21 protein-coding genes and 1 CRISPR repeat array (1 of these 22 cut by a window edge) are annotated in these 22,946 nt (G+C 71.5%); of the genes, 4 read left to right on the top strand and 17 right to left on the bottom strand.

Translation table 11 applies throughout. The annotated features are described in order from the left end of the window. A CRISPR array of direct repeats spans positions 1-234; the repeat unit is 29 nt; unit sequence CGGTTCACCCCCGCGTGCGCGGGGACGAC (it extends 666 nt beyond the left edge of the window). Positions 235-253: 19 nt separating this feature from the next. From cas2e to WMF33_RS03825, 14 genes are all read right to left on the bottom strand, one after another. After that, on the bottom strand, positions 254-520 hold the full coding sequence (cas2e, locus tag WMF33_RS03760; protein WP_437335846.1) for a type I-E CRISPR-associated endoribonuclease Cas2e: 267 nt from the start codon (positions 518-520) through the stop codon (positions 254-256). 2 nt (positions 521-522) lie between these two features. Then, positions 523-1,554 (bottom strand): type I-E CRISPR-associated endonuclease Cas1e, encoded by a 1,032-nt coding sequence (cas1e, locus tag WMF33_RS03765; protein WP_437335847.1) that lies wholly within the window; start codon positions 1,552-1,554, stop codon positions 523-525. Between the two features lie 124 nt (positions 1,555-1,678). Beyond that, on the bottom strand, positions 1,679-2,404 hold the full coding sequence (gene cas6e, locus WMF33_RS03770) for a type I-E CRISPR-associated protein Cas6/Cse3/CasE (RefSeq protein WP_437335848.1): 726 nt from the start codon (positions 2,402-2,404) through the stop codon (positions 1,679-1,681). Positions 2,405-2,422: 18 nt separating this feature from the next. Then, positions 2,423-3,154 carry a type I-E CRISPR-associated protein Cas5/CasD gene (gene cas5e / locus WMF33_RS03775; RefSeq protein WP_437335849.1) on the bottom strand — a complete coding sequence of 244 codons (732 nt, stop codon included), beginning with the start codon at positions 3,152-3,154 and terminating at the stop codon, positions 2,423-2,425. Next, a complete protein-coding gene (cas7e, locus tag WMF33_RS03780) occupies positions 3,151-4,401 on the bottom strand; it encodes a type I-E CRISPR-associated protein Cas7/Cse4/CasC (protein ID WP_437335850.1) in 1,251 nt (416 codons plus the stop codon). The genes cas5e and cas7e overlap by 4 nt, the downstream gene beginning before the upstream one ends. After that, positions 4,398-4,958: a type I-E CRISPR-associated protein Cse2/CasB gene (casB, locus tag WMF33_RS03785; protein ID WP_437335851.1), complete on the bottom strand. Its 561-nt coding sequence runs from the start codon at positions 4,956-4,958 to the stop codon at positions 4,398-4,400. The genes cas7e and casB overlap by 4 nt, the downstream gene beginning before the upstream one ends. Further along, positions 4,955-6,556, bottom strand: coding sequence for a type I-E CRISPR-associated protein Cse1/CasA (gene casA / locus WMF33_RS03790; RefSeq protein ID WP_437335852.1), 1,602 nt, complete (start codon positions 6,554-6,556; stop codon positions 4,955-4,957). Before casA ends, casB begins: the two co-directional genes overlap by 4 nt. An 11-nt stretch (positions 6,557-6,567) precedes the next feature. Then, positions 6,568-9,348: a CRISPR-associated helicase Cas3' gene (gene cas3, locus WMF33_RS03795; protein WP_437335853.1), complete on the bottom strand. Its 2,781-nt coding sequence runs from the start codon at positions 9,346-9,348 to the stop codon at positions 6,568-6,570. Then, positions 9,345-10,391, bottom strand: a complete 1,047-nt coding sequence (locus WMF33_RS03800) for a helix-turn-helix transcriptional regulator (protein ID WP_437335854.1) — start codon at positions 10,389-10,391, stop codon at positions 9,345-9,347. Before WMF33_RS03800 ends, cas3 begins: the two co-directional genes overlap by 4 nt. Before the next feature lie 573 nt (positions 10,392-10,964). Continuing rightward, positions 10,965-12,356, bottom strand: coding sequence for a DUF1552 domain-containing protein (locus tag WMF33_RS03805; protein WP_437335855.1), 1,392 nt, complete (start codon positions 12,354-12,356; stop codon positions 10,965-10,967). After that, positions 12,353-14,092, bottom strand: coding sequence for a DUF1592 domain-containing protein (locus tag WMF33_RS03810; protein WP_437335856.1), 1,740 nt, complete (start codon positions 14,090-14,092; stop codon positions 12,353-12,355). The genes WMF33_RS03805 and WMF33_RS03810 overlap by 4 nt, the downstream gene beginning before the upstream one ends. A 162-nt stretch (positions 14,093-14,254) precedes the next feature. Further along, the gene (locus tag WMF33_RS03815; RefSeq protein WP_437335857.1) at positions 14,255-14,962 is read right to left on the bottom strand and encodes a hypothetical protein; all 708 of its coding nucleotides are present in this window, start codon (positions 14,960-14,962) and stop codon (positions 14,255-14,257) included. Then, the gene (bamD, locus tag WMF33_RS03820) at positions 14,959-15,795 is read right to left on the bottom strand and encodes an outer membrane protein assembly factor BamD (protein WP_437335858.1); all 837 of its coding nucleotides are present in this window, start codon (positions 15,793-15,795) and stop codon (positions 14,959-14,961) included. Before bamD ends, WMF33_RS03815 begins: the two co-directional genes overlap by 4 nt. Next, positions 15,795-16,340, bottom strand: coding sequence for an RNA polymerase sigma factor (locus WMF33_RS03825; protein WP_061624147.1), 546 nt, complete (start codon positions 16,338-16,340; stop codon positions 15,795-15,797). The genes bamD and WMF33_RS03825 overlap by 1 nt, the downstream gene beginning before the upstream one ends. Positions 16,341-16,548: 208 nt before the next feature. Between WMF33_RS03825 and WMF33_RS03830 the strand changes: the two genes are divergently transcribed. Continuing rightward, entirely contained in the window at positions 16,549-17,595 is a 1,047-nt protein-coding gene (locus WMF33_RS03830; protein ID WP_437335859.1) for a hypothetical protein, read from the top strand. Positions 17,596-17,750: 155 nt separating this feature from the next. On the opposite strand, the gene WMF33_RS03835 is transcribed toward WMF33_RS03830, so the two are convergent. Beyond that, the gene (locus WMF33_RS03835; protein ID WP_437335860.1) at positions 17,751-18,011 is read right to left on the bottom strand and encodes a hypothetical protein; all 261 of its coding nucleotides are present in this window, start codon (positions 18,009-18,011) and stop codon (positions 17,751-17,753) included. A gap of 282 nt (positions 18,012-18,293) precedes the next feature. On the opposite strand from WMF33_RS03835, the gene WMF33_RS03840 reads away from it, so the two are divergent. The 3 genes from WMF33_RS03840 (at position 18,294) to WMF33_RS03850 (ending at position 20,695) form a co-directional block, all read left to right on the top strand. Beyond that, positions 18,294-18,617, top strand: a complete 324-nt coding sequence (locus tag WMF33_RS03840; protein WP_437335861.1) for a hypothetical protein — start codon at positions 18,294-18,296, stop codon at positions 18,615-18,617. Positions 18,618-18,689: 72 nt separating this feature from the next. Continuing rightward, entirely contained in the window at positions 18,690-19,838 is a 1,149-nt protein-coding gene (locus tag WMF33_RS03845; RefSeq protein WP_437335862.1) for a D-alanine--D-alanine ligase family protein, read from the top strand. 47 nt (positions 19,839-19,885) lie between these two features. Beyond that, positions 19,886-20,695: an aminoglycoside phosphotransferase family protein gene (locus tag WMF33_RS03850; RefSeq protein WP_437335863.1), complete on the top strand. Its 810-nt coding sequence runs from the start codon at positions 19,886-19,888 to the stop codon at positions 20,693-20,695. 214 nt (positions 20,696-20,909) lie between these two features. Here the strand turns inward: WMF33_RS03850 and WMF33_RS03855 are convergent, their stop codons facing one another. Both WMF33_RS03855 and WMF33_RS03860 read right to left on the bottom strand, forming a co-directional pair. Continuing rightward, positions 20,910-22,007, bottom strand: coding sequence for a GHMP family kinase ATP-binding protein (locus WMF33_RS03855; protein ID WP_437335864.1), 1,098 nt, complete (start codon positions 22,005-22,007; stop codon positions 20,910-20,912). Positions 22,008-22,298: 291 nt separating this feature from the next. After that, a complete protein-coding gene (locus tag WMF33_RS03860) occupies positions 22,299-22,805 on the bottom strand; it encodes a hypothetical protein (RefSeq protein ID WP_061624997.1) in 507 nt (168 codons plus the stop codon). Between the last annotated feature and the right edge of the window lie 141 nt (positions 22,806-22,946).

The following is a 22,946-nucleotide window of genomic DNA, read 5'->3' on the forward strand; positions in this document are numbered from 1 at the left end:
ATCGCCTCGTCGTCGCTCGGCGGTTCACCCCCGCGTGCGCGGGGACGACGACCCTGCGGAAGCGTCGGCTGGAGCTAACGTACGGTTCACCCCCGCGTGCGCGGGGACGACGTCGCGCCGGTCGTGCCCGTCGAGCACCGCAACGGTTCACCCCCGCGTGCGCGGGGACGACGTCCGCGCTCACGGTTCCGCTTCTGGAACACGGCGGTTCACCCCCGCGTGCGCGGGGACGACACTTTCTCTTTTCGCATACTTACGCCTTCCGGACCAGCGTAAGTCCCTCGATGTCAATGACCGTGCGGCTGGTGTCGCCGTGCGCCAGGATGGCAAATCCTTGCTCATTCTGTGCCGCGTGGACCAGCACACAACCTCCCCCAGCGTTACGCGCGCACACCGCCTGCCACAAGAGCTCGCGTACGCGCGGCGAAAGCGTCCCGACGAACACCCCCGCCCGCACCTCAAGCATCCAGCGCGTGATGTGCCCCCGCAGCGACGGCGATGCCCGCTCCACCACCAGCACTGTCAGAATGGCACACCCCCCTCCGAGTCAGGCGGAACCTCCCCCTCGTGCCCCTCACGCCCCTCGCGCATCTCCCCGGCCTGCTCGACCTCCGCGAAGTTCTTCCCTCCGGGCACGCTCCCCCGCGCTGGATCCCACAGCGCTCCGGGCGCATCGTCGTCCGGCGCATGCGTCACCAGCAGCGTCGCGTCCGCCTTCAGCCCCAGCGCCCGCTGCATGTCCGGCACGATCCGCTGGAGCAGCCGCTCGTCATGGAAGGCCGTGCGGCAGAGGCGCCGCACGTTCGACTCGAGCGACGCCGTGCCCATCGCCGCGGCCTTGAACGCGATCGGCACCGTGACCTCCACCTTGTAGAGATCGGAGACGTCGTAGACGAAGCTCAGCATCTTGCCCGTGTGCACGAACCCCAGCGCCGGCGAGAAGCCCGTCGATACGATCGCCGCATGGCACAGGCCATACAGGCACGCGTTCGCCGTCGACAGCGCCCGGTTCACCGGATCCGCCGCGCCCCAGTCGCCCCGCCTGTACGCCCGGCCGCTCCAGGGCAGGCCGGTCTCGCGGCTCGCCTTCGCGTACGCCTCGCGCACGCGCACACCCTCCATGCCCCGGATCTGCTCCAGCGTCAGGTCCGGATCGAGGCGCTCCGCGAAGCGCATCCGGTACATGCGGGCGACCACCTCCGCTCGACGCTTGGCGCTCGCCCACGCCTCCGCCTGCGCCATCAGGTTCGACGCGCGCCGCGTCTCGCCGACCCCTGACGCGTAGAACCGCGTGCCCTCCTCGCCGCACCACACGACCGAGCAACCAGCCTCCGACAACGCCAGCATCGCCGCGTGCGTGATCGACACTCCAGGGCCGAGCATCAGCACCGAGAGCGCCGCGACAGGCACCGGCACCTGCCCCTCGGCGTCGATCAGCACGATCGCGCTGTCGTCACGCTCGATACGGACCTTGTCCGTGTAGAGAAACGTCCAGCCGTCGCTGAAGCGCGGCAGCTGCTGCAGATCGCGGAGCAGGCTCCCCCCTCGACTCACGTCTGCCCTTCTACATCATTCCTGCACACGAGCGGAACAGAAGGCAGCTCCCCGCGAGCTGCAGGGCAAACAGCGACGCGTTCCGTCTAGCTCTTTTGTTTTCTCGCGCGCCGGCAGAAGTCGCTCAGCTGTGTGCGGGAGCGATCGACAGCAAGCCGAAACCGTACGCCTTCCCCGGTCCGATGCCGGAGGCGAGCGCGGCGCGGAACCGATCGGCGTCGGTCACCCGCAACCAGCCCTCGAAGAGCACCGGCGCGAGCGTGAGCTCCTGCTGCTTGCCGCTCGCGTCCGGCCTGCGACCGGCAAGCTTCCGCTCCTTGGACATCGACACGCCGTGCTCTGTGCCCTGGAGCTCGAAGCCGCCTTGCGCTGCCTTGCGCTGCAACCATTCGAGCCGCGACGCATCGTCGCGCAGCTCCACGCGCCTTCCATTGCGGCGCTTGCCGTCGTCGCCGCTCTTCGTGTCGATACGGCGTGTCGGATTGGCGCGCAGGCGGAAGCGGAACGAATCCCCGGCTCCGATGCGTGCGCGCTCGCTGCCGACCTCCCGGATCGCCGGGTTCTCGAGCGCGCTCGACTCGGCGAAGCCCAGAACGTCTTGCAAATCCAGGAAATACCCATCGGGCAACCGCGCGAAGTCGGGACGCGTCCCGCTCTGAACGAGGAGAACGAACCGGCCATGCCGGGCGTCTTCATCCACACGAAACAGAACGCCGTGCGCTTCGCGCGGATGAGGTCCGGCATCATCGGGAAATGCACGCATGAGCGTGCGGTGGAGGCTCTCGACATCGGCGAGATCGGCGCGCACTGCGCGCGAGATGGGGTTCAGCAATGCTCGGGACAAGTACATCCGAGGCTCCTTTGCGGGCTAGAGGTGAGGGGGGCGCAGCTCGGGACGCCGCGCAACCAGCGAGGTCAGCGGCGCGTCCTCGGGCGAGAGCGCGAGCTCCTCGGGCGCGATCCAGTCGGTGCGGACGAAGCGCCGCGCAAAGTGTCGCGCGTGGAGGCGAAATGACAGCGGTTGATCCTGCCGGGGTTGCCCCTTGTCTGGGGCGCACTCCACGACGAGGCGTATCCGCTCGGCCGGCCGCACAGGGCCGGGCCAGAGCGCGGCGCGGAGCGCGGCCTCGGGCTCGTCCGCGACGAGACCCGCACGCACGGGAAGAGACGGCGGGCACGCTCGGCGTCCGAGGAAGAGCGGCCACCGAGGCGACTGCAGGGCCTCGTCGATCGCCGCGGCGAGCGCGTCGTCCTCGTAGCCGAGCGCCACGAGGAAGCTCGCGTCGCTGAGGTAGGCGCGCCGCGTGATGACGGGATTGCTCGTGCCGTACACGCGGTGCTCGTTTCCGGCAAAGCGCCCCGCGCCCGCGGTGTGGTAGTCGAGGAGCGTTCCCCCCTCGCGATCGACGCGCACGGCCATCCGCGCCGCGGCGAGCGTCGAGAGGCGCGCGTCGTCGTCGCGCGGCATGCCGAGCGCCGCGCCGACGAGCCCCAAGACGCCGCTCTTCGAGGGCTCACGCTCGGAGTCGCGCTCCGGGAAGCGGCTCCGCGTGCCCCACGACTGGAGCGGGCCCTCGAGGCGAAGGAGAACGCTCCTCACGCTGCGCCTCCGAACGCCGCCGCCGTCGCGGCATCGACGAGCGCTTGAAGCGAGGCGCGGTGGTGGGCCGACGGCACCTTCTGGCCGAAGCTCTTCGCGAGCGTCTCGCTTGGATCGACCACGCAGAACGAGAGGTCCTTGCGCCCGTCGGTCCCGTAGACGCCATCGAGCGCGGCGAGCAGCTCACCGAGCCTCAACACCGACCCTTCCACAAGGTCGCTGTGCTCGTTGCTCCTGGGGCGCACCGGCTCGACGAAGGCGTTGGCCAGCGAGCGCGGCGCGCCGCGCTCCCGCACATCGGTCAGGATGAACGACGGCGGATTGTGCGCCGCCATCGAGTTCTGCTTGCCGCTCGGGATGGCGAGGACGGCTGCGCGCACGAGCGCCGCCAGCGTCTTCTTCGCCTGCGCCCTGGCAGCTTCATCCGCGCCGAGGTTACGGATGAGGTCGTCCACATCGACGACGAGGTAACGGTAGAAGCACGCGGAGTTGAACGGGATGGTCCCCATCATGTCGCTGCCCGAGCTGTCGTCGCGGCGGAGGTCGTCGATGGCCGTGTAGAAGTCGAACTCCATCGAGACTCGGTGGGTAGAGATCGCATGGGCGACCTGGCAGGCGGCGTCGATGTTCCATGCAGGCTTGTCCGCGATCATGCGGCCGAAGAGCCCTAGCTCCGGCGTGCGCGAGCCGTCCGCCAGCAGACTCTCAATTTGCTCGCGCAGCTCGCTCGGCACCTGGTCCTTCGCCTCGGACTTCTCTTGCTTCTTGGACTTCGCCGCCTTGCCCTTCGCGGCCTTGTCGCCCTGCGTCTCGGCGGCGGTCTCGGCCTGAGGCGGCGTCAGCGCTTCGAGGTTCTCGGCGATCAGCGCGGCGAGGCGCTCGATGGTGCGCGTGGGCAAAAACAGGAGATACTGCGTCTTCCAGGTGTCGCCTTCGTCCGCCTTCAGCCCGCCGCCGCCGAGCGCGCGGACGGCGGCGCGCTTGGCGCTCTCCGGGTCGACCTTCTTCTTCGCCGCGACTACGCGCTCGGCGACGGCCTCGACGAGGCGCTTCGTGCGCGTTGCCTGATCGGCCTCGTCGAGGAGCTCGTGGCGGGCGAATGCGTCGCGGATCGCGCGCTTGTAGCACTGGCTCGAGATGCGCGCTCGGCGCACGCCGCCGAGCTCGCAATCCTTGGGCGAGCCGGTGTCGTCGCGGTTCAGGTTCGAGGGGGCGAAGTTCTGCACAATGTGGATCTCGAGCTTCATCGAGAGATCTCTCCTTCGTTGTCGAGGGCTTCGTGACGTCCGTTCCAGAATTCACGCGCTAGCTGGCGCTGGACGCGGCGTGACTCGCCGCGCCACATGAGCACGTCGCGGAGCATGCGATCCCAATCGAGGGGTTTTCCCTTGCTGCGCGCGAGCGAGACGGCGTGGCGGAGGTGGTTCGGCAGGTCCTCGGCGTCGGCGTCCAGGAGCGCGACGAACCGCCGGCGCAAGCTCTCGTTGTCGCCGGTCCCGGGGCCCTCCTGATCGGCGTTGATCGCGCGGAACGCGTCGCCGAGGCTCACGCCCTCGCCGCCAGGATCGGGGTGGAGCGCGAACAGCGCGCCGATGAGGAAGAAGGCGCGGTCGCGGTAGAGGTCCTCGCTCGGCGGGAGGGAGGGGACGACATAAGGGCACGCGGCCGCGGCCATCCCGGTGCGATCCTGGAGGCTCCTGCGGAGGGCGGCGAGGGCGCCTCGGTCCTCGTCCTCGGCGAGCTTGCGCAGGCGCGAGATGAAGCGGGCGACGTGATCGTCCTGGGTCTTGCGGACATCGGTCATGCGGTGGCTCCTTCCTGGGTCGGCGTGGAGGTGGTCGCGGGAGACAGCTTGGCGAGCTCGTAGGCGAGCGTGCGTTCGGCGAGGGCGCGGGCCCGGAAGGCGCGGGCGTTCGTGCCGAGCTGGCGCGCCCCGTCGTCCAGGGCGCGCCAGGCGGCCTTGCGCGCGATCTCCTTCCACCAGCGCAGCGTCGCTTCCGTGTCCTCGTCCGTTCCAAGCCGACGTGCCAGCTCATCGAACGTGGCGCCCATCGAGCTCCAGTAACGAGGCTCCGTCGCGAGGCGCTCGACGAGCGCGCCGACATCCTTCTTGTCGGGACTCCGCTCTCCCGAGGCCAGCGTCGCGCTGGCCAGGCGCCAGACGCTGCCCCGCAGCGCGCTCGCCACCGCGTGGGCTGCGCCAAGGGCTTCACGCAGGACCTCGACCCGCGCCGCATCGGTGAGGAGCCGGACCGGCATCGGCATGCGCTCCGCACGCCAGAGCTCGATCGCCGCCTGGCTGCTCGCCAGGCCGTACACGTCGAGCGCGAGCCCAGCGGCCCGATCGAGGATGTCCTCGTCCACGAGCTTTGCGATCTGCGTGCACACCGCGGGGCGACGGTGCCCCTCGCTCGCGCTCGTTGCCTCGAAGAGAGCGGTTGAGTCACGCCACAGGCTCCGGTCCGGATCAAACCGGAGCGGTTCCGAACCGCGCTTCGGATCGCGGACCAGGAGCGCATGCATCGGCTCGATCCAGTCGCCTTCGGGCTCGACGCCTGCGCTGGTGACCACGTCGCGAACGAGGAGCCCTGCCTCCGTGACATGCGGTGCGAGCTCCACGCGCCGCGCTTGCCACGTGAGGGCATCGAGCCACCCTCGCACCGCGCGCTTCGTGCGTGAGGCCGTCGTCTCCTGCTCCCACGCGGGCACGTCGCCGGAGCCGCCGGCGCCCGGGAGCGGTCGGTCCCGGTCGAGAACGAGGAGGTTGAGGAGGAGCGTACGGTGGAGAGTCTCTCCCCGTGCGAGCACGACCGCGCCCGCACGCAGCGGGCATGCCCTCGGGTATCCGGAGTCGTTCAAGATCCGGCCCCCAGGGCCGAACCCCAGGAATCCGAGCATCGCGCGGGCGGCCTCCGCGGGGGGCAGCCCCACGCCGTCTCCGCCGTGCTCGAGCAGCTGCACGGCACCGGAGTAACCGGATCGCTCCAGCGCGAGCCGCCGTACCGGCGTGGTCTCGGCCTCTTTCCCCTGTCGCTCGGCGAAGAGCACCTCGGCGAGCCGCGGCACCTGCAAGAACGGTCGCTCGGGGTCGAACAGGTCGAAGCGGTGGCGCCAGCGATCGAGGTACGCACGTATGCGGACGGGGTCGAAGCGCGGCTCGGTCCAGAGGGTCTCCCAGGCGTCGATCGACCGCGGACCGTCGACGGCGCGATGCAGGATCGCGAGCAAAAGACGGTAGATCATGGCGGTCGCGAGCGGCGATTCGTCGTGCACACCGGCGAGCTCGTGCGCGCGCACGAGGACGTCCTCGAACCCGAGCTCGACGCGCGCTCCAGCGAGCGTCTCGCAGGGGATCCAGGGCTCTCGAGTCAGATCGAAGCGGGGGCGTTCGGACGGGGGCATGCAGAGGTCTCCTAGGGCGCGGAGTCGTCGGGCGTGTCGAGCGAGCCGACGACAAGCCCGAGCTCGGGATCCAACGTGAGGAGCGTGCCAGCAACCATGGCACGGCCGGCGTCGTCGAGGCGGAGGACGCGATGAAAGCGCAGGTGACCGCTGGCCTCGAAGCTCGGGGGCACGCGCTCATGAAGGAGCGCGGCGACCACACCGCGATGGGTGATGCCCACGGCCTGCCGTGCTGCGGCTACGACGATCCGGCGAGGCAGTGGATCCCTGGTTGCGAGGTCGATCTCCACGTCGGGAGCACCGGCCAGGATGACCCGCCCGCCGCGATCGAGCACCGGGACGACGTCGATGCTGGGTTCGCCGAGCCGGGTCTTCGCGCGCAGGGATCGATGAAGCGACGGATCTTCGTCCTCGACCACGCGCGCGAGGCCGTCGAACGGGTCGTCCGCGTCCGGGGCGGCGAGCTCGAGAGCGCGGGCCTGGTTGCCCTCGTCGTGTTCTCGCTCTTTGCTATCGCGATCCAGCTGGGTGAGGCGCGTGGCCAGCTCCGGCGAGGCCACCGGCGCGGTTCTCCCGTACACGGACTCGATGAGCGGCTCGATGTCGCTGGGCAGCACGATCTCCGTAGTGTTGCGCAACGCGAGCCAGCTCCGCAGCAGAATTGACTCGGCGTAGATAAGAGCGCTCGCGCCGAATGCCGGCCCTTCCGGGCGCTCGTCGCTGTCGGGACGAACGATCCAGAGCGCAGGTCGCTGGACAGCGGGCGGGCGCTGGTTCTTGCGCTCATGCCGGTGCAGCCGGCCAGCACGTTGGAGCACGAGGTCGATGGGCGCGAGCTCAGTGATCATGAGATCGAAGTCGAGGTCCAGGCTCTGCTCGAGGACTTGCGTGCCGATGAGGAGGGCCGCGCGCGGGCGTTTCGCCTCGCCGGGGCCGAAGGACTCCTCCGCCGCCCGCTCGCGCGCGGCGCGGGTGTCGAACGGGAAGCGCGCGTGCAGGAGGCCGAGATCGAGGTCCGGTGGGAGCAGCCCGCGGTCGCGGAGGGCGCGGAGGGCGAGGTACGTCTGTTGTGCACGTCGGACGGTGTTCACGATCCAGACGGCGCACCCGCCGCCGGCGAACGCCTCGACGAGGCGCTCCGGGACCGCCGATGCGGACTGCCAGATGAGCGAGACCGGGATCGGCGCCCGTCGTGCAGGGAACGAGGTGCTGGAGGAAGCGCCCTCCGTGGCGACGGTGATGCGCGGGTAGGTCGCGGGGGCGGCCGGAGTTGCTCCGAAGGCCCGGACGAGCGCGTCACGTCGCGCTGCGGGGAGGGTCGCGGAGAGGAGGACGACGGTGGCGCCGAGCGCGCCGAGCCACGACAGGAGCCGGTCGAGTAGCTCCGACGTATAGGTGTCGTAGGCGTGGACCTCGTCGACGACGACGACCTTGCCCGCGAGGCCGTGCAGGCGCAGGAAGCCGTGCCGGACACCGAGGACGCCGAGCAGCGCCTGGTCCACGGTACCAACCGCGAGCGGGGCGAGGAGCGCCCGCTTGCTCCGTGCGAACCACGCATCGGCGACCGGGCCGTCTTTTCCACGTGCGACGCCGTTGATGGAGCGCATCGTGAAGGCGCGCTGCTTGAGCCCGTCGTAGCGCTCGGAGAGGCCCGCGTCGCCGTGCACGAGGTGGAGGCCGTGAGTTTCTCCAGGGAACGCGGCGCGGATAAACCGCTCGACCCGTCCGAAGATCTGGTTGCTCGTGGCCTGGGTCGGGAGCGCGAAGTAGAGGCCGGTGCCGCCGCGCGCCGCGAGCGCGTCGAAGATCGCGAGCGCTGCCTCGGTCTTGCCCTCGCCCATCGGGGCCTCGATGACGACGAGCGACGGGCCGCGGAGCGCCGGGATGATCGTTTCTACAGCCTCGTGCAGCGGCCATGGATCTTTGCCGAAGAGCTCTCGGAAGGTTCGGATTGGCGGCTGCGGCGGGCGGCGCCAGCCTGCATCGTCGAGCGCTTGCGCGGCGCGAGCCCGGGCGAGAGCCAGGTAATCCGCGGGGGAGGCCGGGGGCTCGACGTACTTGAACACTTCGGCGTTCGAGCCGAGCCAGTCCGCCACCGTCGTCAGCCCGGCCAGGTCGGCGGCGAAAGCGTGTCGCATCGCGGTCGATGGAGGTAGGGCGGGGCGCGGCACCGAAGAGCTGATGCTGCAAGCGCCTGCGAGCGCCTGGACCAGGTGCGTCCGGAGCAGGTCCCAGAGCGGCTCCTTGCCCGCGTACACCGGGAGCAGGATTCCCTTTTGCTGCTCGAGGTGGCCCAGCTTTCCGAGCGAGGCGAACTCTCCGTGATGCGCGCCGACGGAACGCGCGACCCAGCGCGCGAGCCGGGGAGGTACGCCCTGCTCGGCCAGGGCCCTCGTCGTCAGGACGGCCGAGAGGCTGCCGTGAGGCTCATCGCGCTCCGGGAAGTCGAGACCCAGGGCATGGAGCGCGTTGACGCGGCCAGGTACCTTGATCTGGAACGGCGGCGTGGCCTTGCCGAGATCGTGGAGCGCCACGAAGAACAGAATCCACGGCAGCGCCGCCTCTCTCGGCAGCACGACGGATGCAGCCAGCGCGTCGAGCCGATCGGGACGCACGTGGAGCAATAGGCGCTCGGCGCACGCAACGACGTCGAGCACATGGCACAGGAGGGGGTGCCAATCCGGGCCTCCCCCGACGGCGCGCGCAGGATCCGCTTTACCCCAGAGCTGCCAGGCTCGGGGGTCGAACCCGAGGGGCGACGGGAGCGCGGAACATGAAGACATACCAGTCATGGTGATTTCTCGATGCGGCGCGCAGACTGTGGCCCTGGGCGCCGTGCTCGGGAAGGGCTGTGCTCGTGAGGTTCGCTCACCTTACTTGAGCGGACCTCCAGGTCGCCGTAGATGCTCAAGGCCGAGGCGAGCTCGTCGGCCACCGCTTGGCGCAGCTCCATGGGTTCGATCGCCTCGGCATTGCGGCCCCAGGAGAGCACCCAGCGCAACGGCTCCACGAGCCCGGCAACCTGGGCCGTGACGATGGCGCTGCCGTCCGGCTCGTGCAGAATTTCCTGACCGACGACGAGCGGGTACTCGTCCACCAGCCACGCGACGCCCGGGCGAATTCGGACACGCACCTGCGTGAGCGAACCGCTCCACGCCTTCACGGCGCCGCGGAACGCCTCCTCGGGCACCAGGTCGGCGTGCGGGTCGGCAGGCTCCTCCCGCACGCACGCTTCGCGGATGCGAGTGACCTTGAACGTGCGGGTCTCCTTTCGCTCATGCGACCACGCGAACAAGTAAAGATCGTCGTTGACGACCCTCAAGAGGAGTGGATCGAGGACGTACCGCCGCTCCTCGCCACCGCGTGCGGCGACGCGTACCAGGATCTCGAGTCGCTTCCCCTCCTGCATCGCGAGGTCGATGGCGCGCACGACCGGTGCGGTGGACCGCTGCGGCTTGCCGGCGACGTTGAGGCCGCGCAGGGGAGCTGGTTCCCCGGGCAACAGTGCGAGCAGGGCGTCGAGCTGGCCGGTAAGCGCCGTTCCTCCGAGCGGCGCCAGCGCGTCGCGCGCGAGGCGTAGAGCAGCCACCTGGAGCGGCGTTGCCGCGACGGACGAAAGCGGCAGCTCACGCAGCCGATGCCAGATCTCCCCTGTGCGCCGAACTCGCTCGATGGGGAGACCAATCCGCTGCCGCAAGAGCTCCAGATCACGGTTGATCGTCGCTCGACTGACGCCGAGACGCAGTGCCAGCTTTTCTGAGCTCAATCCTTGTGGGTGCCGGTGCAGCTCCAGCACCACACGGAACTGCCGGCTCAGGATCTCACGGTTCCGCACACGCCCTCCGCCGCCATGCCTACGCGCGCAAGCTAATACCGCGTTCCTGGAGCAGAGGGGCGATCTTCTCGCTGCTCATCGATCCCGTGTATGGGGCTCCGTGCCCACCGCGGTCGCTGCGGCCATCGAACTCAACGTCCTTGACGGAATGATGGGGCGCGAGGCGGGCACCTCTGGCGCAGCACCGTCGGGAGCGTCGTCCCCCAGTGGCATTCCCTCAGGTGCCCATACTTTACCTCGCACGCGAATATTTCGCGGTTCCGAGGTGGGGGGGACCCGGGGGTGCGTGGCGGTTCGGGGCAGCGAGGTGGCGGTTCGGGGCAGCGAGGTGGCGGTTCGGGGCAGCGAGGTGGCGGCTCAGGGCAGTGTCGAGGCGGTTTGGGGCAGCGTCGAGTCGGTTCAGGGCAGCGGCCAAGCGGCCGGCAGGCTCCTTATGGGGCGCTTGGGCCTGCGAGAAGGCGCAGATTGCCGGCGGCGCATGTCCATTCGCCCTGTTTTGCGCGGCTCCACACGCGCGCGACGCACCTCACGAGCGCCGCGCCCCGCCCCCTCACGTCCCGCCGCCACCGCCGCTCACGCCACCAGCCCCGGCAGCGCCCCGGTGCACACGCCGGGGATCCCGAACGTCGTCACGTCCTCCAGCCCCATCGCATTGCACACCGACACGAGCAGGTTGTTGTGCGGCAGGTCCGCATACTTCATGTAGCGCCCCATCTTGAAGTACCCGCCCGCGCCGCCCGCGAGCACCCACGGGATGTCCCTGTACGTATGCGTATTGCCGACGCCGAGCTCGTTCCCCCAAAGGAGCAGCGTGCTGTCGAGCATCGAGCTGCCGTCCACCTCCTTGGCGAGCGCCAGCTGGTCCAGCACGTAGTTCACCTGCTCGCTGTGCCACCGGTTGATCTTCACGAGCTTCTCGTTCGCGACCGCGTCGTCATCGCCGGCGTGGGACAGCTCGTGGTGCTCCTCGTTCACGCCGATCCAGGGATAGTATTGCCAGCTATCGGCGTTGGCCCACATGAACGTGGACACGCGGGTCATCCCGCAGATGTGCGCGAGAAGCATGAGATCCATCTGCAGCCGGCCGACCTTCGGATAGCTCTCCATCGCGCGCGTGTCGAACTTCTCCGGCATCTCGAGCGGCGTGCACGAGACCCCGGAGCTCTGCAGCCGCTGCTCGATGTTGCGAATCCCGCCGAGGTGCGCCTCGAGCCGCGCCTTGTCCTCGGCGCTGACGCGCGCCTGCAGCCGGCCGATATCGTCCTTCAAAAAGTCCAGCACGCTCTGGCGCTCGGCCATCAGCCGCTGGAGCTCCGTGTCGGACAGGTCCGCGTTGGCGAAGATCCGCGCGTACATCTGGAACGGGTCGTCGACCGCGATGTTCGGCTGGTTCGCGCCGCGGTACGAGATGACGCGGAGCGGCTCCTGCCCCTCGATGCGCACGCCGAACTCGAGCGACGGGAACTGGCTGCTTCCGCCGATCCGACTGGCGATGTATTGATCCACCGAGATGCGATCCGCCCAGCCGGCAGGGCCGCCCGCGCCGGTGAAGCTGCCGGCGAGCAGCGAGCCGCCCGTCAGCATCGCGCCGGGGCCCTTCATGTGCGGGCCGCCGGGCTTGTTCGCGCTCGGCACGCCGAGCTCGTCCTCGACCGTCGAGTTCATGTGCACGCCCTTGAGCACCAGCATCTTCTGCTTGTGCGCCTCGAGGGGCTGGAGGATCGGGCCGAGCGACAGCGGCGCGTCGTGCGCGTCCCCCGGCGGGAAGAACGCCGACGGCACCGTGCCGTTCGCCGAGAAGATGCCGATGAAGCGCTTTGCGCCCGGCTGGTTCGCGTCCTGTCCGAACACGGTGGCGCTCCGCCAGATGGGGCTCGTCAGCGCGACGGTCAGGGCGCCCAGCCCGCCGAGCAGCTTGCGGCGGCTGATCTGGGTCCGGAGGTCGATCGGGCCTTTGCGGTTCATGGCATCTCCTTCGCGTGCTCGTCGATCGGGCGGCGGTAGAGGAAAGCGTCCGTCTCCACGACGGCGCGGGGCAGCGCGTTCAGGTCCTGACCGGCGGCCCTGAAGGTCTCGAGCAACCGCTCCATCGAGCAGCCATCCATGTCCTGCTCGAAGCGGGCGATCGCGAAGCGGAACCACTGGCGCGCCACGCACTCTTCCACCTCGGCGCTGCCCGCGAGCCTCTCGCCGAGCTCCGCCACACCCACGAATTCGCCGTTCATGTCGCGGGTGGCGACCACCTTGCCGCTCGCGTCGACCGGCTTGCCGCCGTCGAGCTCGCGGTAGCGGCCGAGCGCGTCGTAGTGCTCGAAGCCGAAGCCGAGCGGGTCGAGCAGCTGGTGACAGCCGGAGCAGCTCGGGTCCACCTCGTGCTGCGCCAGCCGGTCGCGGGTCGAGCTGCTCGCGTCGACCTCGGGCGGCTTGGGGATGTTGGCCGGCGGGGCCGGCAGCTGCTGGCATAGCAGGGCCTCGCGCACGAACCTCCCGCGGTAGATCGGCGAGCTCTCGGCGGGCTTCGCCTGGACCGCGAGCAGCGCCGGGAGCGTCAGGATGCCAGACGCGGTGCCGTCCGCGCGCTCCAGCGCCTGGAAGGCGTCGCCGCCGGTGACGCCGTAATACCCGCCCAGGTCCTTGTTGTAGAAGACCGTCGTCGAGGTGAAGAGCGCGCGCAGCGCGCCGCCCTGCTCGTGGAGCACGTGGTCGAAGAAGGCGTCGGCCTGCCCGCGCAGCGACTCGCGGAACGACCGCGATTGCCACTCGGGGAAGGCGCTCTCGTCCTTCACCACGCCGTAAAGGCCGTTCAGGTGCGTCCAGCTGCCGAGGAAGCGATGGAGGAGCTTTTTGCCGCGCTCGTCCTCAAGCATCCAGCCGACCTGCGCCGCGACGCCCTCCCGGGTGGTCAGGCCGCCGTCCTCGATGGCCTCGTTCAGCCGGGCGTCCGGCAGCGTGCCCCACAGCGTGTAGGAGAGGCGCGCGGCCACCTCGTGCGGAGAGAGCCTCACGGCGCGCTCGCTCACCTTCTCCGAGGTGCCGATCTCGACACGGTACAGGAAGCGCGGCGATTGCAGCATGCCGCGGAGGAGCATCTCGATCCCGTGCTCGTAGCTCGTCTCCGCGCCGACGCCGAAGAGCCCGAGGTGTCGCTCGATGTCCGCCTCGTCCGTGATCGGCGCGCGGTAGGCGCGGGCGCCGAAGCGCACGACCACCTGGCGCGCGCACGCGCGCGGCTCGGCGCCGGCCTCGCAAGGCGCGATGTCGCCGAGCCGCGCCGGGTCGGAGGCGATCGCCGCGGCGATGACGTCCGCCGCGGCCTGGAAATGCTCGAGCTCGACCTGCGTCACGTCGGGCTGCACGAGGCCGAACGCCGACGCCTCGTTCGCGGGGCCGAGCGCCGCCTCCAGGCCGGGCACGTCGCCGACGAGGTCGCGCACGGTATTCAGGTACTGCTCCCGCGAGAGCAGGCGCATCGGCGACGGCCCCGGATCGACGACGCTCGCGTCGCACTCGAGCGCCTCGCCGGGGGTCACCGTCCCCGGGCCGCCGCCGCTCGAGCTACCGCTCGTGCCGTTGGTGCCTTCCCCGGGCGGCGCGCCGTCGACGCCGCCCAGATTGCCGAGGCACGCCGACAGCGCGAACGCCAGGGCGAGCACTCCCACGCTTCCGTGGGCCGTGGATTTATCGATGGATAACGTAGTCATTCAGGGCTCCGCTCGGGGCTGCTGGCGACTCCGGGTGGGTGGCAGTCCAGCGCGGGAGCGATCACCTTTTTCGTCATCGAGGCGTGGAGACGCCTCGATTGGGTGCGAAGAGGTGTGTCTTCGGTCGACGAGCTCCGACCCGATCCCGGGGAGCGGCTCGGCTCACGGTCCTTCGAGGCGACAGCACACCCCGCAGTCGTAGGCGTCGAGCAATTCGCGCCCGGCGCACTGGGCTTCGCCGCATTCGGTGCCCTGCAAGGCGCCGCAGCTCGGGAGGCATTCGCCGCCGACCTCGATCGAATGCGGGGGATCGCACGGCGTGTCGTTGCCCGGCGGCTCATCGCCGTCCGGCGTGAAGTAGAGCCGATCCAGCCGGACGCCGCCGGCGGCGTTCGCGAGGACGAGCTCGTGAGCCCCGGCCGCGAGGGAGAAGCGGAGCGGCTCGCCGTAGCGGGTGTCGTCGTGGAGATCGTCCCAGAACCAGATCTCGCCGACGCTGATGCGCCAGAGGGTCCACGCGCCGCCGTCCACCTGGAACCAGAAGCGGTTGTCGATCGCGTTCGGCGCGTAGATCCGCCCCCAGATCACGTATTCTGCCGCGCTCGGCGCCTCGAAGCGGTAGCGAGCGCGCGCGGGCCCCGGCGCCTCGCCCGAGCTCATCCCGCCGGGGGGCGAGAGGAAACGGCCCCCGGAAGCGCGGCTGTCCTCGCCCACGGTGAAGCCGCCGGTCAGCTCGCCGAGCTCCGCCTCGACGTACGAAGATCCGGAGACGACAGGCGCCCAGGCGCCGACCGAGGTGATCTCCGCGTCGCACCCGGAGGCGGCGAGGCAGCCGAGCGCCGCCATGCGAGCGGCCGACCAGCGCTTCACGGCGGGTCCAGGAGCCGCTTGAGCCTCGCGCTGTGGGGGCTCCCGGGATACTGTTTGACGAAGGCCTGAGCGCGCCGCTTCGCTTCCGGCAGTTTGCCGCGCGAGGCCAGCACGTCGATGGCGAGCACCTCGCGCTCCTGCCGGAGCACGCCGTTCGGGAACTGCGCGCGCAAGCGCTCGAGGATCGCCGCGGCCGCCGCCGCGTCCCCGGAGCGCAGCCTGGCGCGCGCTTCCGTGAGCAGCGCGCTCTCCGCGCGCAGCAGATCGGTCTCGGTCGGCTTCGGTCCGCTCGGCCTCCGGCTCGGCTCCCCCTCGATCGGAGCCTCCGGTCGCGGCCCGGGGCGCGGCGCCGGCTCGGCCGCCGTCGCGACCGGCGCCTGCGGCTCCTGCGGCGCTTGCGGCTCCTGCGGCGCTTGCGGCTCCTGCGGCGCTTGCGGCTCCTGCGGCGCTTGCGGCGCTGCCGCCGACGCTTGCGGCGCCACCGCCTGCGCCTGCTCCGGGCCCGCCGAGCGGCTCGGCGGCGGCTCGGCCGACGACGAGAGCGCCCAGTACCCCGCGCCCAGCGCCAGGCCGCCGCCCACGAGCACCGCCGCTGCCTTGATCGACAGCGCCGACGACAGGAGCGAACCGGCGGCCGCCTTCTTGGCGGCCGCCGCGCCGGAGCCCGCCGTGACGCCGACGGCCGCCGCCGCCGCGAGCTCGCTCGCGATGCCGCTCCACGCGCGCTCCTTCGCGCCCTCGGGCGGACCCACGTGGCGCACGCTCCCGAGGAGCTCCCGCTCGAGCGGATCCGCGCCGCTCTTCTGGCTCAGCAACCGTTCCGGATCCCCCATCACACCGCCTCCTTTCGGCCCGTGCCCTGTGCGACGGCGAGGCGCTTGACCTCGCGCGAGAACGCTTCGCGCGCCAGGCGCAGGCGCGAGCGTACGGTGCCGACCGAGATCCCCAGCAGATCTGCGATGTCCTGGCCGGACATCTCCTCGAGCTCGAACAGGACGAACACGAGGCGCTGCGGCTCCGGCAGCTTGTTCAAGAGGGCCTCTGCCGCCTGCGCGCGCTGCCGCGACTCCGCGCTCTGCGCGAGCTCCTCGGACGCGCCGCCGTAGAGGTCCATCGCCGCGGCGTCCGTCGTGACCTCGCGCCGGAAACGCGCCGAGCGTCGGTAGTCGCTCGCCACCCGCTGGCAGATGGCGAAGAGCCAGGTCGTGACGAGCGACCGGCCCTCGAACTCGGGGAGCTTGAGGTGCGCGGTCAAGAACACCTTTTGCGCCAGATCGAGCACGTCCGCCTCGCGCACGCCGAGGCGCCTGAGCGAGCACCAGACGAAATTGAAGTGCGCGTCATAGAGGGCTCGAAAGCTGGGGTCCGGTGTGCTCATGCCCGTGACGTCCGGGTGACCTGCTCAGCGAGCGCAATCAGCCGAGCCCGCGAGCTCGGGCGCGGAATTGTACGGAGAATCGAACGGAAACGATACCACTCGGCCCCCTTGTGGGGAGACGGGCCCGACCCGATCACAAAAAATCGCGCGTGTTCCGCGCTGCGGCTACGCTCGCGTCGTCCCGATGCGGAGGATTCGCGCTCTTTGCGTGGGTTTTTGTGCGATGCTGGCCGCCGCGGGGACCGCCAGGGCGCGCGCCGAGCCGTTTCTGAGCGTGACGCGCGGTGCCGGCGCCGAGAGCTGTCCGGACGCGGCGCGCCTCGTCGCGCGCGTCGAGCAGCTCCGGGGGCGACCGGAGACGGGGGCGAGCGGGGCCTACGCCGTCAGCTTCACCCGCGGCGACGACGGCTTCCGCGCGGCCATCCGGAGCGAGAGCGGCGCGCGCGAGCTGCGCGATCGCGGCGGCAGCTGCGCGGCGCTCGAGCAGGCGACGGCGGTGACGCTCGCGCTGCTGCTCGACTCCGACGCGCGGGAGCCGTCGTTGCGAGAGCCCGACGCCGACGGGGGCGGCGATCCCGGGCCCGCCCCCGGAGCGTCGGCGCCAGCCCCTGGAGCGCCGGCGGCAGCCGCTGGAGCGCCGGCGCCTGCGTCCGCGGCACCGGCCGTGACGCCGCCGCCCGCTCGGCCCGAGCCCACGCCAGCCGACCGCGGCGAGCGGGGAGCCGAGGCCACGAGCCCGGAGCGCGGCGCGACGCGGCTCACCCTGGCGGCCGGCGCCGCCGGCCTGTTCGGCGTGGTGCGCCCCTTCGCGCCGGCGCTCTCCGCGGAGGCCGGCATCGGCGGCGCGCGATGGCGAGCGACGATGGGCGCGCTCTGGCTCGTCCCGCAGACGCTGAGACACGGACCGGGCGAGCTCCGCGAAACGCTGCTCGGCGGCGCCGCGCGCGCCTGCCTCACGGCCGCCGGCTCGGCCGCGCTGCGCTTCGATGTCTGCTCCGGCGTTCACGCCGGCCGGCTCCAGGCGGCGGCGAGCGGCTATACGCGGAACGACGTCGCGGAGAAGGCGTGGCTGGCGGTGCCGCTCGAGCTGTCGCTCTCGCGCCTCTCAGGTCCGCTCGGCTTCGACATCGGCGCCGCCGCGCTGCTGCCGCTCCGGCGCAACGATTTCTCGGTGGATGGCGTGGGCGTCGCGTACAGCTCGCCGCCGGTCGGCGCGCTGGTGTCGCTCCGCGGCGTCGGGGTCTGGGTCCTTTAGAACACCGATCACGTTGATCGAGCGAAAGATGAACCGCCAAGGCACGAAGAACGCCAAGGTGTTGTATTCTTCTTGGCGCCTTGGCGGCTCGAAATTGTCCTCGTTTCAGACGGAGTCAACCCGTTCGCTGCCTTGGGCGACTTGCCTCGAGAGCGTCACATCGATTCGACCGACTTGAGCATCTCCGGGATGAAGTGGAGCCTCGGCCGGAGCAGCCTGTCGCGGCGCCCGGGCTGCCGGACCTGGAGCATGGCGCCTGTCGCGGCGCTGTTCGAGGCATCGAGAAGGTCGTCCGTGAATGTGTAGCTGTAATTCTCTTGCTTGGTCGGCGCCTTGTCCTGCGCGGCGGCTTCGGGGATCGAGGCGCAGAGAAACAACAGCGCGGCTGTGGCCGAAAAGAGCGATCGCGGCTTCATCATGACTCCTTGCTTCTATCGGACACGAGCGACGACCGCGGATTGGGACCCTTTTGGCCGAGCTCGATGTCGCGCCGCGAGGCACGCCGGCGGCCATGCCGCCGCCGCGGATCTCCTCGCTCAGGCGTCCGCTCGGCGGCCGCGCCCCCCGTGGGCGATGCGCCGCTGTGGTCCTGTGCCGACAGCCGCGCTCGGTGTCGTCGCGATGCGCCCCTGGACGGAGCGCCGGATCCGGCGACATCGCAGGTGACATCGCCCACCTTCCGCGTAGAATCACCCCCGATGCTCATCCGCGGTCGAAGGAGCGTGGCGGGCAGCCTCATCGTCGCGGCGCTCGCCGCGGTCGTCCCCGGCGGAGCGGCGGGCGCGGGCGAGGAGGCGCCGGCCAAGGTGGCGAGCGGCATCGCCGTCGGCGTGCAGCTGGAGGCGCTCGCGGACGTCAAGGTCGCGCGCGCCGAGGTCGCCCGGGGCTCCAGGGTGAGCGTGGCCAGGCTCATCGAGCGTCAGGGGCAGCTCACCGCGGTCGACGTCGAGCTCGCCGACGGCCACATCGCGCGCGTGGCGATGGCGACGGTCCGCGCGTCGTTCCGCGTCCTCTCCGAGTAGCGGCCGCGCCCCCCGGGCCACCCCGACCCCGCCTTCTTCACCCCCGCGCCCGATCGCGGCTAGGGTGCCGCCATGCGGAACCCCGCCAAGGTGCGCGTCGCCGTCCTGTTCGGCGGCCGCTCGGCCGAGCACGAGATCTCCCTCCTGTCTGCCCGCTTCGTCGTCGAGGCGCTCGACCGCGAACGCTTCGAGCCGGTGCTCGTCGGCATCGACAAGTCCGGCCGCTGGCTGCTCCAGGACGAGGCGCTGCTCCTCGACACGCGCGCCGCGCGCGACCCCCGCCTCGCCCGGCTGAACGAGGCGATGCCGGAGATCGCGCTCGCCGCCCACCCGGGGCCCGCCGGCGAGGCGACGCTGGCCGTGCCGGGCGGCGGGCGCTCGCCGATCGACGTGGTCTTCCCCGTCCTGCACGGTCCCACGGGCGAGGACGGATGCGTCCAGGGCCTCCTCGAGCTCGCCGGCGTCCCGTACGTCGGCTCCGGCGTGCTCGGCTCCGCCGTGGGGATGGACAAGGACGTGATGAAGCGCCTGCTCCGCGACGCCGAGATCCCGATCGTGCCTCACGTCGCGCTCCGCCGCGCCGCGTGGGAGCGCGATCGCGGCGCGTGCCTCGAGCAGATCGCCGGCCTGTCCCCCGCCGGGAGCGGCGGCTTCGGGCCGATCTTCGTCAAGCCGGCGAACCTCGGGTCGTCCGTCGGGGTCCGGCGCGTCACGGCGCGCGCCGAGCTCGAGGCGGCCGTCGAGCACGCCTTCGAGTTCGACCTGAAGATCGTCTGCGAGCGGGGCATCGAGGGCGTGCGCGAGGTCGAGTGCTCCGTGCTCGGCGACGACGACCCGATCGCCTCGGTGCCCGGCGAGATCGTCGTCGGCCACGCCGATGGCTTCTACTCCTACGCCGCGAAGTACATCGACGCCGACGGCGCCACGATCCGCATCCCGGCCGACCTCTCGCCGGCCGAGGCCAACGCCGTCCAGCTGCTGGCGCTCCGCACCTTCCGCGCGCTGGAGGCGTCGGGCATGGCCCGCGTCGACCTCTTCCTCGCCCCGGACCGCTCGCTCTACGTGAACGAGATCAACACCATCCCCGGCTTCACGGCGATCTCGATGTACCCGAAGCTCTGGGAGGCGAGCGGCATCCCGCCGCGCGCGCTGATCGAGCGCCTCATCGCGCTCGCGCTCGAGCGCGGCGCGCGGAAGGCCCGCCTGAGGACGAGCGCCTAGCACCGCGTCCTTGAGGCGGCGGCCCGCTCGTGCGCACACGGAGGCGGATGTTCGACACGCACCTGCGCCGATGGAGCCTCATCCCCGACGGCGAGCCCATCGTCACCCGGAACGCACGCTTGCTGCCGGTCCGGCGCGCGGGCGAGCCGGCCATGCTCAAGCTGGCCGTGCACGAGGAAGAGCGCCGCGGGGGCCTCGTGATGGAGTGGTGGGACGGCGACGGCGCCGCCCGCGTGCTGGCCCGCGAGGGCGACGCCATCCTGCTCGAGCGCGCCGAGGGGCCGAGGTCCCTGGCCGAGATGTCGCGCAACGGAGAGGACGACGAGGCATGCCGGATCCTGTGCGCCGTGGCGGCTCGGCTGCACGCGCCGAGGGCCCGGCCCCTCCCGGAGCTGGTCCCGCTCACGCGCTGGTTCCAGGCGCTCGCGCCCGCCGCCGCGGCCCACGGCGGCATCCTGGTGCGCTCCCTGGAAGCTGCCCGCGCCCTGCTCGCGGAGCCTCGCGAGGTCGTCGTGCTGCACGGCGATCTGCACCACGACAACGTGCTGGACTTCGGCGACCGCGGCTTCCTGGCGATCGACCCCAAGCACCTCGTGGGCGAACGAAGCTTCGACTTCGCCAACATCTTCACCAATCCGGACCTGGCCGATCCCACCCGCCCGGTCGCGACGGAGCCCGGCCGGTTCGCCCGACGGCTGGAGATCGTGGCCCATGCGGCCGGCCTCGAACGGACGCGCCTGCTGCGCTGGATCCTCGCGTGGACCGGCCTGTCCGCGACGTGGTTCCTGGGGGACGGCGACTCGCCCGACATCGACCTGCGCGTGGCGGAGCTCTCGGCCGCGGAGCTCGGCCGCTAGTTCCACCCACCAGGAGCCCGGCCACGGATCCGGATGGAGAGTTCAACGCAAAGGCGCAAAGGCGCAAAGACGCAAAACTACAAATCTTTTTTGCGCCTTTGCGCCTTTGCGCCTTTGCGTTGAATTTCTCCTCGCTCGCGAGGCAGATCCCTGGCGGGAGCTCTGCCCCGCGGTACTCGACGCAAACGCGCGAGCGGCCGGGCAGCTCGGCAGCTCACGCCGCGGGTTCGGGATCGAGCCGCACCCCCGCCGCCCCCAGCGCAGGCCGCCGCACCAGACACGGCCCGAGCTCCTCCAGGATCCGCGCGTGCCGCTCCGCCGGCGCCCAGATCAGGATGTGCCCGCCCCCGCCCGCGCCGCACATCCGGAGCACCTCGACCCCCAGCCCGTCGAGCCGCTGCTTCATGGCGACCGCGATGGCGCTCGCCGCCTCCGACAGCCGCACCTTGGCCGCCGCCCCGCGGCGCATGCCCGAGAGCACCAGCGCGAGCGAGCCGATCTCGAACCCGCGCGCGACGTCGCCGGCCGCCGCGACGAGCTCGCCCTTGGCCCCGCACGCCGCGCCGGCGTCCACCCGATCCAGCACCTCGCCGGACACGCGCCGCACCGCCGTGTCCACCAGCAAGAGCCCGGCCGAGAGCGCCGGCACGAGCTCCGGGCTGCCGATCGCGAGCCGCCGCACCCCCGAGCAGCCCCGGGCGTCGAAGGCGAGATCGAGCAGCCCGCCGAACGCCGCGAACACCTGATCCTGCGCGCCGCACGCGTTGCCCAGGCGCTCGCGCTCGATCGCGACCGCCTCGCGCGAGAGCTCCTCCGGCGAGGCGACCTCGCCCACCGAGGCGCGCAGCGCGAACAGCGCCGCCACCGCCGCGGACGCGCTGCCTCCGAGCCCGGCGCCGGGCGACATCTCGGTCTCGACCCGGAGCGCGACCCCGTCGCCCACGCCCGTCGCGGCGAGCGTCGCCTCGATCAGCCGGAACGCGAGATCGTCGCGCGGAGGATCCGTGCGGCGCCGCGTGAGCACGCGCGGCGCGCCGGCCTCGGCGGCCTCGACGCCCCAGCCAGGCGGCCTCTGGCCGCGCGAGGCGAGCTCCATCCGCACCCAGCCCCGATCGAACGGCTCCACGACCACGCGGACGCGCAGCTCGATCGCCGCGCCCACGACGCGCCCGCCGTCCAGCAGGGCGACGCCGGGCAGATCGCTGCCGCCTCCGGCGAAGGAGACGCGCATCGGGGCGCTCGCGGCCGCGCGCCAGAGCGGGGTTCGCAGCGCTCGCGGCGCGAGGAGGGAGCCGGCGCAGGGGGTGCTCATGTCGTCTTCAACGCTTCAACGCTTCAACGCGCAACGCCTCGGCGCGGGAGCGACCCGACGGGACGCGAGAGGAGCCCAGGGACCGAGGTGGAGCGCCCCGCGGCGGCTCCCGGTGCAGGGAGCGAGCCAGCGATGGAGCGCCCGGCGTGCACGCACGCCCGCGCCCGAGCAGGGAGCGAGCCGCGGCCCTCGAGCGCCGTCGTCCAGCGGGGCACGCGCCCGCGCGGCCCCGGTGCGGCTCGGTCGTGGACGGAGATCGCGGAGCGGCGCGCCGCCGCCCGCCGGCCGCGCTCAGTTCAGGTCCTTGCTCGCCGGCTCGTCCCGGGGCGCGGGCTGCGCGCGCGCCGCGTCGAGGATCCGCTCGATGACCCTGAGGCCGGCCGCGAACATCTCCCGCTCAGCGCGCTCGCCCCCGGCGTGCACCTCGGCCGCCTTCTCGCGCAGCGCGAGCGCGTCGCGGCGGACGACCGGGAGGCGGGCCGCGGACGCCGCCTCGGCGATGCACCCGGCGAGATCGTAGACGAGGAACGCGTCCTCCTCGCTGATCCGGGGCTCCGCGCGGCGCGCCCCGGCGCGCCCGCGCGCCCCGGCGCCGCCTGCGCGACCCTTCTGGACGAACGACGACGCGACGTCCCGCTCCTCGTCGTCCCCGATCGAGCTCGCGGAGACGCGATCGAGCAGGCTGGTCAGCTCGGCGCGGTAGGCGGCGAGGACCAGCGCGCAGAGTGCCCCGCGATCGCGCAGCGAGAAGAGGATCAGCTCGAGGAGCCGGTCGGACCGGGTCGCGCAGTTTTGCATCGCTGCCTTTTACGGTGTTCACCCACGCGACCTCAATCCAGAACGCCACCGCCCTCGGCGGATCCACCCGTGGACGCAGGGCGCGTTACGCCGCGAAGGCGCTTGCACGGCCGCCGCCGGCGCGCCGGAGCGCCGCCCAGG

The organism is Sorangium sp. So ce394 (genome assembly GCF_051474665.1).
GTDB lineage: Bacteria > Myxococcota_A > Polyangia > Polyangiales > Polyangiaceae > Sorangium > Sorangium cellulosum_D.

Bases quoted from the DNA above. Each gene is read 5' to 3' on its own strand.
- cas6e (WP_437335848.1), bottom strand. From the start codon at position 2,404: ATGTACTTGTCCCGAGCATTGCTGAACCCCATCTCGCGCGCAGTGCGC.
- cas7e (WP_437335850.1), bottom strand. From the start codon at position 4,401: ATGAAGCTCGAGATCCACATTGTGCAGAACTTCGCCCCCTCGAACCTG.
- casB (WP_437335851.1), bottom strand. From the start codon at position 4,958: ATGACCGATGTCCGCAAGACCCAGGACGATCACGTCGCCCGCTTCATC.
- casA (WP_437335852.1), bottom strand. From the start codon at position 6,556: ATGCCCCCGTCCGAACGCCCCCGCTTCGATCTGACTCGAGAGCCCTGG.
- cas3 (WP_437335853.1), bottom strand. From the start codon at position 9,348: ATGACTGGTATGTCTTCATGTTCCGCGCTCCCGTCGCCCCTCGGGTTC.
- WMF33_RS03805 (WP_437335855.1), bottom strand. From the start codon at position 12,356: ATGAACCGCAAAGGCCCGATCGACCTCCGGACCCAGATCAGCCGCCGC.
- WMF33_RS03810 (WP_437335856.1), bottom strand. From the start codon at position 14,092: ATGACTACGTTATCCATCGATAAATCCACGGCCCACGGAAGCGTGGGA.
- bamD (WP_437335858.1), bottom strand. From the start codon at position 15,795: ATGGGGGATCCGGAACGGTTGCTGAGCCAGAAGAGCGGCGCGGATCCG.
- WMF33_RS03825 (WP_061624147.1), bottom strand. From the start codon at position 16,340: ATGAGCACACCGGACCCCAGCTTTCGAGCCCTCTATGACGCGCACTTC.
- WMF33_RS03835 (WP_437335860.1), bottom strand. From the start codon at position 18,011: ATGAAGCCGCGATCGCTCTTTTCGGCCACAGCCGCGCTGTTGTTTCTC.
- WMF33_RS03840 (WP_437335861.1), top strand. From the start codon at position 18,294: ATGCTCATCCGCGGTCGAAGGAGCGTGGCGGGCAGCCTCATCGTCGCG.
- WMF33_RS03845 (WP_437335862.1), top strand. From the start codon at position 18,690: ATGCGGAACCCCGCCAAGGTGCGCGTCGCCGTCCTGTTCGGCGGCCGC.
- WMF33_RS03850 (WP_437335863.1), top strand. From the start codon at position 19,886: ATGTTCGACACGCACCTGCGCCGATGGAGCCTCATCCCCGACGGCGAG.
- WMF33_RS03855 (WP_437335864.1), bottom strand. From the start codon at position 22,007: ATGAGCACCCCCTGCGCCGGCTCCCTCCTCGCGCCGCGAGCGCTGCGA.
- WMF33_RS03860 (WP_061624997.1), bottom strand. From the start codon at position 22,805: ATGCAAAACTGCGCGACCCGGTCCGACCGGCTCCTCGAGCTGATCCTC.